Here is a 9,100-nt window from a genome sequence, read left to right as displayed (position 1 = left end):
TCTTTAAGCGAGTTAAACCGCATTAAAATCAATACGTTACGGTTCCTATAGATCTTATAGTTCTATAGTTTCCATAGATTGATATAGTTAAATATAGATCTTTATAGCGTATGTGGATAACTGGAAAATCAAAGATTTACACAGTTTCCCACATACACAACAAGTTTTTGTTGTTTAGATGACTTAATGATCCTAGCTATAGACAACGGCATGCTACAACGAATAGCGACCGCATTTGTGTGAGTTCTTGACAAAAACACGAATTGACAGGAAATATTAATTATTGGATAGTTGTAAGTGTGCTCTAGAAGCAACAATGTACTTCTAGAGCAGCAGCGTTGGTTAACCGAATAGTGCTTGCACTATAACGGCGACGAGATTGATTATCGCTATAATCAGTTCAATTAAATTTACCATTTGTTCCCCTGATAAGGCTCATGGTGAAAGACAACGCACAAGGGTTTTTGATGGTGGCCGCCATCGTTTACCCGCATACACGAAGTGAAGCTTTCTAGCTGCTTCGAGCTTGGTTGGTGATTACATAATTACCTCCTAATTAATTAAAGGTTGGGTTCTTCGAATCCAGCCTTTTTTTATATTCTTCACACAATCAAGGTTATTAGGGAACGTTTTGTTCCAAGTCTTGCAGTGCCGAGTATTCCAGACTTTTTGCTAATTTTGCAAACGCCCAAACGAGTTGGTTATCTCTTTCAGGTTAAGGCGTATGAAAACTCCCAAGTCCTTATGTCCCATTGTGATCAGATAATTCCCCTTTCATAAAGAAACGCTTTGAAAAATATTCATTTCTCTACATGAATCGGGATATGAGCAAGATTTTTATCCAATAATTCATGTTCATTTTCCCTTTCTGCTTGATGCTAACCTCAAAAGAAAGTTGCCGCTTCCAGCAGATGGGTTAGCGCATTCAATATATTGCTGTTAACTCATCTTATCCTGTTAAAAACAAAAATGCTTCCCCGTACAACTTAAGTGGTTAAGCTTCCTATCATTTTGGCTAGTTTTTGCCCACTAATTTCTAATTAGCCTAAGTGTTGGCAGTATTAAACTCAACTATTTGACGTCGATAAGATGCTAAACGATCTGGAGTCATGGTCACGTAAGGCATCTGTTTTTTACTATACCGTTATTTAATGATTACGGAACCTAACGGACGAGGTTTCTTGATGAACCAATTCAAACTAGCTTTCGCGATTGATGCTTTTTCAATCCTTCATCTATATTTGTAACGCGACAGTATTATTGTTTTGTTTGGTTAGTATTGTTTATTTTTGTTGCTATTTTGTGTTTTCTGTTATTCCGAATGGGAAATTATTTATCTATGATTTGTAACTTTATATATACATTAAATTTTTGAGTATTCGGATTAGATATTGGATAAAAAAAGCTTCTAGTTTCCCCGAAGCTTTCCATTACTCTTATCCCGATAGCTAAACGTATCCGTCTATGCGAGGTGGACTTCATCATCATCCACTTTGAAAAGAGAAGTGTTTAACTTGCTAAGTAGCTTGTCTACTGGGATTTCCCACATTTTACACAATTCATTTAGGTTGTTCTGACCGCTCTTAATTGCATTGGCCAAAGCGAAGCCTAAGACGCTGTTAGAGGTGTTGGTCATGTACTCCTTAACGTCTTCTTGGATTTGGTTGTGAACTTTTTTTCTGCTGTTCTCTGATACTTTCTGATTCATTATATTATTCCGTTTTCCTGTTTTCTGATATAAAAATACATCATTTCGGTTTTTGTGTTGGTGATTTTTGAATTGTTTTTTAATCGGGTTTATACTGAATTAAAAATTTACTTGTTCGGAATTGTTGATGGGTGAAATAATTTCTGAAATTAAGCGATCTCAACTGGAACAACGGCAAAGAGAGCGAGACAAAAGCTCACCATCAATCCTGGATACATTCGAGGGCATAGAGCCTACGGACGAACGCGAAGCTCTGGCGAACCGGTTACAAGATGCCGATGTGACATTGGACGACAAACCGGATCGCTGCCCGACTTGCAATGGCACAGGTTACACCAAGTCGTTATTTAGCAAGTGGGAGTGCTGTAGCTGTTTTGGGACTGGTTACGACCTTTCCGATCCGGTTGCCGTTATCAAGTGGCAAAAGCTCTGCCTCGATTGGTCAAAGAATCGGTTATATGAATATCGCGTTGCATTGATTAAGGGGACTACAACCGAGGAAGAACGACTAGCAAGTGAAGTGGAGAGCTTCTATGAAAATGCGAGACGCAAAGACTAAACAGGCCGCTCGAATCCAATCGCTTGAGTATAGACAGCAACGTGCAGCGCGAATCAAGCGAGCGAGACGGCATGCAGATTTAACCATACTCGAAATGAGCAGGTTAATCGGGTTATCACCAGACACTTATCGAAAAATCGAGAATGGCGAAGTGAACCCAAGGGTGCAAAACCTAGAACTGATAGCTGTCTACACAAGTACAGACGTGGGTTATTTGTTCTTTGGTGATGCGATTTCTAACAGAGACGAAGCGGTAAAGAGAGATACCGGAGAATAACGAATGGCTTCAAGAGGCATTAACAAGGTCATTCTGGTTGGTAACTTGGGGTCAGATCCCGAAATCCGATACCTGCCAAATGGCGGCGCAGTAGCGAATATCACGATCGCTACATCCGAAACTTGGCGCGATAAAGCGACAGGGGAGAACCGAGAAAAAAACGAGTGGCATCGAGTGGTGTTGTTCGGCAAGTTGGCCGAAGTAGCGGGGGAGTTCCTACGCAAAGGGTCACAAGTTTACATCGAGGGTCAATTGCAGACTCGCAAATGGAAAGACAAGCAAGGCCAAGACCGTTACAGCACAGAGGTAGTAGTTCAAGGCTTTAATGGCGTGATGCAAATGCTTGGCAATAACCGAGCTGGTGGCCAGCAACAACAAGGCGGTTGGGATCAATCTCAACAGCAATACAGCGAGCCACCAATGGATTTTGACGATGAAATACCGTTCCAGAACGAGTTTCGTCATTACAAGATGCTGAGTTACGTGGCGGCTTGAACGGTGAGTAAGCAAAATTTAGCGTTAGCAACTCAAGACGACTTACTGATTGCATTGCGTCGAATGACCACTAAAGCGCTTATGGAAATGCGCGAGGCGGCAGGCGAAACGGATTTTACGGACACACCAAGTGCTTTTTATTTCAGTAACCGTGCAATCGCGGCAGAAGTAAACGGGTGTTCGGGTCATGTGGCCGAACTAATCCAAGACAGCTACCTCGACTACGTTCACAAAGGTAGCGAAATACTGGTTTGGCTGGATGACTTAGAAGAACGCCTAGAGCGCTTTGCTAACCAAGAATAAAACACTTTAACCCTATTCCCTTATCCCAATTTTTGAGTAGTGGAGAAATTGCCCGATGAGCGATGTTTTTACTGTAGAGCTTCCTTGGTGTGCCAGCTATCCAAGATGACTCAACCTATTGGGACGTGCTTGGAACGTTATGGAAAGCGCAAGGCTCGCACCAACATCAAGGTGTGTGGTCGTCCCTGTTTACGTGCCCGAGACGCAACAAGCACAAGGTTATGAAGTCGTCAGAGCGCAAGGCGTTCGCCAAGCTACCCAAGGTGATCACTGCCTACCGCGCTATCAATGACGAATCCGAAATCGAAACTGCACTTTGTTGGACGCTATCTGAGGACATTGCTAAGCGTGTTTTCTCTCAAGGAGGCCGCCGCAAGGTGGTATCTAAGCAATTCACCAAGGACGAGGTGTTTGCCTACTTCAACCGCCGTAAGGAGCAAGAGATTTTAGTTGTACAAGGGCTTATCTAGTTATGGCCAGAGCACCACGATTCGATCACTCTTTTCTCGCAAACCAAGTTGCTAAGCGCAAGAAGTGGAAAAGCAAAGGCGTGAAAGCTGGCCACGGCGGCGACTTCAATATCGATGCAGCACTTAACGAGATTAACCGTTCTGTTAATCACATCATCAATCCGGTATCGATAAACGTCCCAAATACTGCGCTGGTGGACAAGTCAGAGCTACCAGCCTGGCTTATCCGTATTCTTGAGAAAGACATTGACGTTGCGCGCGCTGCGACACAGAAGAAAGTGGAACTGGATTCACCACACAAAACGCGCCTTGCACAAGGGATTAAGCGCCCGAAAGAGTTTAACGACACGAAGCTGGCCGAACACTGGTTACAGGTGCGTTTGTTCTACACGTTAGAGACGCAGTACAAGGACATTTACCCGCTGGTTTTCTCAATCCCTAATGGTGGCTACCGAACACCTAAAGCGGCTTCGATGATGAGCTATGAGGGACAAAAGAAAGGTGTGCCAGATATATTTTTTCCTATCCCGAGAGGGGTGTATCACGGGTTCTTTTTGGAGGTGAAAACGGAAGAAGGTCGCCCAAGTAAGGAACAGCAGGAAAAGATAAAAATGTTCCAAAATCTAGGGTATTACGTGGTTGTGGCCAAGGGGTTTGATGAGTGCATTTGTCAAATTAATAGCTATCTCCAATTGCCAACATTTGATAACAAAACTAGACTAGCCGCATAAGTATATAAAAAGGGCTTAGTTATCTCATGTTAGCGAGTGAATACCACAGCATTGGCCAAAAGCCAGTTGATTTAGACGTGTTAGAAGCAACAAAGGTAGTCCGTAACTTCCTATGCGATTACCTTTACTATGACAAGTTGTTGCTAAGCTATGCTCCCGCAGGGGAATTTGGTAGCGCTCAAGCGTATCGTTGGCTTACTGGTGGTCATATTTGTGACTACGATGCTACTGGCGACACAATTGCACCAAGAGAGAAGATCAACTATCGAGTCATTAGAATGCTATTCGATGCTGGTCTAATCAAAGTAAAAACCAACATCCGAACGCCACATACTCGCTGCGTTATCTTTGAATGGGTTCGAGACATTAAGAAATATCGTCGTGAAATCCTCCGTACTAAAATCTTTGGCGAGAATGTTTACCTCACTAGCGCAATGATTGATGCTACAGCGGCGCAATATGGTCTGACCGTGACGTTTGTCGGTGCGAGAGGTGTCTTTGAGATATTGGATGGTAATGGCAACTCAATCCCGAACGGCCAAGCCAAGAACACCTACATATTCATGAATAGTGTTGGTGAGCCAGTAGGCCGACTACGTGATATGTCCTATTGGGAATGGGAACAATACTTATACGACACAGCGACACGCGCCAAGCTGCGCAAAACGCCTCTCAAAGTTCGTGATGGCATGCGCAGCCACTTTTCGGAGTTCAAACGAGCTTAACGCCAATCCTTGATCATCTTTCCACAAATGCCGCCTATATGGGCGGTATTTTTTTGTATTAAAAACAGAAATTGTGTTCGGAATGTTTACGGTGTGTTCGGAATGGTTATAATCGTCTAATGGCAGGACGTAAACCCAAGAAAAACGCCTTAACCCCTCAGCAGCGCTGGAATCGTCATCTTGCCAAGATGGCTAGGTTTGACATTAAACGTCAATACTACCGCGCCAGCGCGACACAACGAGAGCAAATTAGGCGACTCCAAATAGAACTTGGCTGTAGCAGTCGAGAAGAACTGGTTCTTTACGCCATCAATCTTCTAGGCCAACAGCACGGAATTTATCTGAAAGATATTCAAGAGGACTTAGCGTGTCTAAACAAAAAGCCGTAGGTAAGCACGAACTGATCTCAGCAATGAAAAAAGAAACGGGCGCATTACGTGAAGAATGCGAGCTGGTTTTTGATGCCTTTATCGAAGAAATCTCAACTCAAACCATGATTGAGGGCAATGCTGTATTGCTTAGTGGTTTCGGTACGTTCGCACCTCGCCTTAAGAAAGCGCGAGCTGGCCGTAATCCAAAAACGGGAGCACCAGCGATTGTAGCTGCGCGAGACAAGCTGACTTTTAGTGCATCGGATGTATTCCGCGATGAGCTGGCAAGCAAGGTAAACGAGATCAAGGGGGCACATTAATGAGTACACGCTTAAACCGAACTGACATTGAAAGAAACATTTCTAAACGCCTTGGCTTAAAGCTTACTGGTGATGATGCAGAGCTGGTGGGCGATTGTCTGGATGCAATGATCAATCACATTCTGGTTGAGATTGCGAAAGGCCGTGAGGTGCAAATTCGAGGCTTTGGCCGTTTCCGTCACATAGAGCGTGAACGCACAACCATTAATCCGGCGACGAAAGAGCGCTTAGGTGTCAAAACCGAGCACAGCGTATTGTTCTCTGCTTACAAGGACATGGTACGCGTCCATGAATGATAGTAAGGCAATTGGGCTACGTGTCTTTATCGGCTCCGTTCGGCTACTGGCTATAACCATTGTGTTAGCGCTGGTGGCTGTTGTCGGTATTGGCACATACAGCTTTTATGGATTGGTGGTCTATCCAAAGATAGAGCGAGTGAAGATTGATTTGGACGCAGAGCGCATAGAGCGCATTACTGTAGCGGCCAAGAGTGGGGAGAAGTCAGAGAATGGCGCACCTAGTCAAAAGTAAGACCGTCGAGGGCGCAAAGAACAAATGGGCGACTCGTTGGGACTATTTCTTTGATGCTCAATTCCTCTTTCGACGTGATACCGGAAAACAGTTTGTTTTAGACGTGGCCGCCGAGCCACAAACCGCCAAGGCGAACCGCTTCTACGTGGCTCCTGACTGGATTAACGAACAGCCGAGCTTAAGCCAAAACACAAGGCAGCTCAGCTCCTAAACCCTGTTTGTGTTGGGTTCGATGGCCTACAAGGTGAATGGGAAGATGGCTGGTGGTGCAATCCTCCGTTCGACCTTAAGTTTGAGTTTCTGGAAAAGGCGCTAGAACAAGCCAGAAAAGGCCGTGACGGCATGATGTTGTTACCACATGAAGAACTCACAACGTGGTGGCTGGACTTGGTTGAGGGCTACGCCTCTTAACGCGCTGTGGTACTTCTTTCTGATAAAGATTGGCTACTATAAAACACTCAAGAAAGCCACCAGAAAAAAGCGACAGAAACAATCTTTAAATGGGTAAAAATCACAAAATGAAATGCAAACTAATATTGTGATATGTTCGGAATAAGTTTAGTATTATTCCCGTAGGACAGTGACGGATACGACTTCCTATACGGTGCGCTTGTCTAATAAGGTTGTGCAAGCGTTGTAGGGTAAAACCTACAGGCTCCCAAAGAGGGCAAAGGGTTGATCTTCGAAAGAGGGTTAGCCCTTTGTTCTATCTATCCCCTACCAAAGAGCGCCTATATGAGCAGGCACTATGAGAAAAGTCCACGAACTATTCTGGCATCGCAAACACGACCGCATCCTTAAGCGAGAGCTGGCCAAGGATAAGCTGTACACCAAAGAGCTGGATAACTCCTTACGCAAGATGATTCACGAAATAAACAATCACCTTAAGCAAACTGAAAGCGTCAGCTAGATTGAGTGGAGTAAAGAGCATAGTATTAACAAAGCGATGCACTACAAAAGGTGAAGCATGCGTACTCAAGCACAAAAGAAAGGTAAAACAGTTCCCAAGGCGACTAAGAACAAAAAGAAACGCTCATTGTTTACAGAGGCAGAGCTATTGAATGGTTTAAATGCCCACACGGCACATAGTGATGAGCTAGCCAGTGTTTCTAGTAAAGAGCTAGGCGAGTAGCTAGGTAAAAAATACTTGAAACTAGCATTCCGAACGGATAAATTTATGTATACGCGAGTTAAATAGTTGCCATTGTGACGACCGTGTTTTCCTTTAAAAATCTTAGACAACTGTGCTCAAGCGCCTTTGGTTATTCCATTGGCGCTTTTTTCTTGATTTTTCGAGGTAAGTATCAATATAATTGCCTTGTTTTCGTGTGAAGCGTACAGCTTCGGCGAGTGATTCAAAGAAGGTTTGCAAAAGAGCTGGTAGAAATACTGGCTCTTTTTATGTGTCGTGTTTCAACCTATTGAAGAGGCATTTTTAGTGTTCTATATTTACCTCGCTCGCAAGAAAATGGACGTGGATACTCCAAAATATAGATGGCCAATTGATTGGTTATTGAATTACCTGTTATTGACAACTCCTCAAAATCAAAAGGCCACGGTAAAATGTGGCCTTTTCTTATGTTAAAAACATCATTTTTAAAAAGTCTATTCGGAATTATAAAGGCCGTAAAAAACCAACTAAAATACACGCTACCGAGAAAATGAATACGCATGTGATTCGCTGGTGGCTCCCCGAAGCGAATAGATTCAAACAGTACCTATCAAATGGGGTAAAAATCGGCACTGGTTGGCGGTTTAACACATCCCCAAGCCAATGCGACACACAACCGCATCCAAATCCACACAGAATCGCACCTAGAATCGTGCTGGTGGCTTCTAACGCCTCAATGGGTATTAATGTGCCCCCTATCGCTAAATGATAGCCATAAACCGTTGCAGCGAGCCATATCGAAAGGATGTGGGTGTAAGTTCGGTGCGGGATTCTGTCAAATTCAAGCCAGTCCGGTGCGCTCGAACCGCTTAAGCAACCAAGAAATGCCAGGATTGAATGCAGTGGTGTTGTGTCTGCCATTAAGGCGAGAGGAACGGGCGCAAAGCACAGTGCGCCCCAAGCGTGTCCAGTTCGGCTCATTCAGCTTCGCATCGAGCGCAATACGCATAGACGATGGCACTCATCGCTATGGTTCGATTGCGGTAGTTGGTGGCCAATTTCTCAAACGTCTCTGCAACTTCGGGGTCAATCCAAGGACTGATTTGGCGTGCCCCTACTAGGTCGCCCTCGATTACTTCGGGGTGCTTTTCTGGTAGTTGGTTTGGATCAGTGTTGTTGATGGCCAACTGATACAGCTCGGTCAGGGTAATTCCGTTCTGTTCGCATTGTTCGCATGCTTTTGCGTGAGCAAGGCGTGAAATTCGCACTTGAAGTAGCGTTAATCCCTTTTCCCGTTGGCGGGTTCTAAACATGGCTTGTCGTGCTTTGGTTTTGGCTTTGTGTCTGAATTTGATGCGCTCGGGTGCTTTCAAGGGGGTATTCCTTTCGTCACGTAGCGCGTTGTCTTGGGTATGGGGGAAGGTGGCTAGTGAGATAACGCAGCCAATTACTATATCGTGCCGCAGAATCAATTGTACATGAGTAGCGTTACTCACTAG

The 9,100-nt window shown here is 44.4% G+C and carries 17 protein-coding genes; 14 read left to right on the top strand and 3 right to left on the bottom strand.

What is annotated here, in order from left to right:
* Positions 1 to 1,462 precede the first annotated feature (1,462 nt).
* The gene (locus IQR33_RS12010) at positions 1,463 to 1,708 is read right to left on the bottom strand and encodes a hypothetical protein (RefSeq protein ID WP_193837879.1); all 246 of its coding nucleotides are present in this window, start codon (positions 1,706 to 1,708) and stop codon (positions 1,463 to 1,465) included.
* Between the two features lie 127 nt (positions 1,709 to 1,835).
* Between IQR33_RS12010 and IQR33_RS12005 the strand changes: the two genes are divergently transcribed.
* The 14 genes from IQR33_RS12005 (at position 1,836) to IQR33_RS11940 (ending at position 7,622) form a co-directional block, all read left to right on the top strand.
* A complete protein-coding gene (locus tag IQR33_RS12005; RefSeq protein ID WP_017634071.1) occupies positions 1,836 to 2,267 on the top strand; it encodes a hypothetical protein in 432 nt (143 codons plus the stop codon).
* On the top strand, positions 2,242 to 2,544 hold the full coding sequence (locus IQR33_RS12000) for a helix-turn-helix domain-containing protein (RefSeq protein ID WP_017634072.1): 303 nt from the start codon (positions 2,242 to 2,244) through the stop codon (positions 2,542 to 2,544). Before IQR33_RS12005 ends, IQR33_RS12000 begins: the two co-directional genes overlap by 26 nt.
* A 3-nt stretch (positions 2,545 to 2,547) precedes the next feature.
* Entirely contained in the window at positions 2,548 to 3,039 is a 492-nt protein-coding gene (locus tag IQR33_RS11995) for a single-stranded DNA-binding protein (RefSeq protein WP_193837878.1), read from the top strand.
* Positions 3,040 to 3,042: 3 nt separating this feature from the next.
* The gene (locus IQR33_RS11990) at positions 3,043 to 3,342 is read left to right on the top strand and encodes a hypothetical protein (RefSeq protein ID WP_193837877.1); all 300 of its coding nucleotides are present in this window, start codon (positions 3,043 to 3,045) and stop codon (positions 3,340 to 3,342) included.
* Positions 3,343 to 3,431: 89 nt separating this feature from the next.
* Positions 3,432 to 3,812 (top strand): hypothetical protein, encoded by a 381-nt coding sequence (locus tag IQR33_RS11985; RefSeq protein ID WP_017634075.1) that lies wholly within the window; start codon positions 3,432 to 3,434, stop codon positions 3,810 to 3,812.
* 2 nt (positions 3,813 to 3,814) lie between these two features.
* Positions 3,815 to 4,543: a VRR-NUC domain-containing protein gene (locus IQR33_RS11980; protein WP_054579109.1), complete on the top strand. Its 729-nt coding sequence runs from the start codon at positions 3,815 to 3,817 to the stop codon at positions 4,541 to 4,543.
* Between the two features lie 26 nt (positions 4,544 to 4,569).
* Positions 4,570 to 5,268 (top strand): hypothetical protein, encoded by a 699-nt coding sequence (locus tag IQR33_RS11975; RefSeq protein WP_017634077.1) that lies wholly within the window; start codon positions 4,570 to 4,572, stop codon positions 5,266 to 5,268.
* Positions 5,269 to 5,387: 119 nt separating this feature from the next.
* Positions 5,388 to 5,657, top strand: coding sequence for a hypothetical protein (locus IQR33_RS11970; protein WP_017634078.1), 270 nt, complete (start codon positions 5,388 to 5,390; stop codon positions 5,655 to 5,657).
* Positions 5,636 to 5,959 (top strand): HU family DNA-binding protein, encoded by a 324-nt coding sequence (locus tag IQR33_RS11965; RefSeq protein ID WP_017634079.1) that lies wholly within the window; start codon positions 5,636 to 5,638, stop codon positions 5,957 to 5,959. Before IQR33_RS11970 ends, IQR33_RS11965 begins: the two co-directional genes overlap by 22 nt.
* Positions 5,959 to 6,255 (top strand): HU family DNA-binding protein, encoded by a 297-nt coding sequence (locus tag IQR33_RS11960; RefSeq protein WP_017634080.1) that lies wholly within the window; start codon positions 5,959 to 5,961, stop codon positions 6,253 to 6,255. Before IQR33_RS11965 ends, IQR33_RS11960 begins: the two co-directional genes overlap by 1 nt.
* A complete protein-coding gene (locus tag IQR33_RS11955; protein WP_017634081.1) occupies positions 6,248 to 6,490 on the top strand; it encodes a hypothetical protein in 243 nt (80 codons plus the stop codon). The genes IQR33_RS11960 and IQR33_RS11955 overlap by 8 nt, the downstream gene beginning before the upstream one ends.
* A complete protein-coding gene (locus IQR33_RS11950) occupies positions 6,468 to 6,701 on the top strand; it encodes a hypothetical protein (RefSeq protein ID WP_017634082.1) in 234 nt (77 codons plus the stop codon). The genes IQR33_RS11955 and IQR33_RS11950 overlap by 23 nt, the downstream gene beginning before the upstream one ends.
* 537 nt (positions 6,702 to 7,238) lie before the next feature.
* Complete coding sequence (locus tag IQR33_RS11945) at positions 7,239 to 7,400, top strand: hypothetical protein (protein WP_017634083.1); 162 nt, start codon at positions 7,239 to 7,241, stop codon at positions 7,398 to 7,400.
* 57 nt (positions 7,401 to 7,457) lie between these two features.
* The gene (locus IQR33_RS11940; protein WP_170894064.1) at positions 7,458 to 7,622 is read left to right on the top strand and encodes a hypothetical protein; all 165 of its coding nucleotides are present in this window, start codon (positions 7,458 to 7,460) and stop codon (positions 7,620 to 7,622) included.
* A gap of 483 nt (positions 7,623 to 8,105) precedes the next feature.
* Here the strand turns inward: IQR33_RS11940 and IQR33_RS11935 are convergent, their stop codons facing one another.
* Both IQR33_RS11935 and IQR33_RS11930 read right to left on the bottom strand, forming a co-directional pair.
* Positions 8,106 to 8,582 carry a hypothetical protein gene (locus IQR33_RS11935; RefSeq protein WP_193837876.1) on the bottom strand — a complete coding sequence of 159 codons (477 nt, stop codon included), beginning with the start codon at positions 8,580 to 8,582 and terminating at the stop codon, positions 8,106 to 8,108.
* Positions 8,579 to 8,974: a hypothetical protein gene (locus IQR33_RS11930; RefSeq protein WP_054579108.1), complete on the bottom strand. Its 396-nt coding sequence runs from the start codon at positions 8,972 to 8,974 to the stop codon at positions 8,579 to 8,581. The genes IQR33_RS11935 and IQR33_RS11930 overlap by 4 nt, the downstream gene beginning before the upstream one ends.
* Between the last annotated feature and the right edge of the window lie 126 nt (positions 8,975 to 9,100).

The organism is Vibrio sp. OPT46, from assembly GCF_015163535.1.
Classification (GTDB): Bacteria; Pseudomonadota; Gammaproteobacteria; order Enterobacterales; family Vibrionaceae; genus Vibrio; species Vibrio alginolyticus.
Note: the sequence above shows the minus strand (reverse complement) of the source record. Positions and strands in the feature narration are given on the sequence as shown.

Coding starts and splice junctions, on each gene's coding strand:
- IQR33_RS12010 (WP_193837879.1), bottom strand. CDS start 1,708: ATGAATCAGAAAGTATCAGAGAACAGCAGAAAAAAAGTTCACAACCAA.
- IQR33_RS12005 (WP_017634071.1), top strand. CDS start 1,836: ATGGGTGAAATAATTTCTGAAATTAAGCGATCTCAACTGGAACAACGG.
- IQR33_RS12000 (WP_017634072.1), top strand. CDS start 2,242: ATGAAAATGCGAGACGCAAAGACTAAACAGGCCGCTCGAATCCAATCG.
- IQR33_RS11995 (WP_193837878.1), top strand. CDS start 2,548: ATGGCTTCAAGAGGCATTAACAAGGTCATTCTGGTTGGTAACTTGGGG.
- IQR33_RS11980 (WP_054579109.1), top strand. CDS start 3,815: ATGGCCAGAGCACCACGATTCGATCACTCTTTTCTCGCAAACCAAGTT.
- IQR33_RS11975 (WP_017634077.1), top strand. CDS start 4,570: ATGTTAGCGAGTGAATACCACAGCATTGGCCAAAAGCCAGTTGATTTA.
- IQR33_RS11970 (WP_017634078.1), top strand. CDS start 5,388: ATGGCAGGACGTAAACCCAAGAAAAACGCCTTAACCCCTCAGCAGCGC.
- IQR33_RS11960 (WP_017634080.1), top strand. CDS start 5,959: ATGAGTACACGCTTAAACCGAACTGACATTGAAAGAAACATTTCTAAA.
- IQR33_RS11955 (WP_017634081.1), top strand. CDS start 6,248: ATGAATGATAGTAAGGCAATTGGGCTACGTGTCTTTATCGGCTCCGTT.
- IQR33_RS11950 (WP_017634082.1), top strand. CDS start 6,468: ATGGCGCACCTAGTCAAAAGTAAGACCGTCGAGGGCGCAAAGAACAAA.
- IQR33_RS11945 (WP_017634083.1), top strand. CDS start 7,239: ATGAGAAAAGTCCACGAACTATTCTGGCATCGCAAACACGACCGCATC.
- IQR33_RS11940 (WP_170894064.1), top strand. CDS start 7,458: ATGCGTACTCAAGCACAAAAGAAAGGTAAAACAGTTCCCAAGGCGACT.
- IQR33_RS11935 (WP_193837876.1), bottom strand. CDS start 8,582: ATGAGCCGAACTGGACACGCTTGGGGCGCACTGTGCTTTGCGCCCGTT.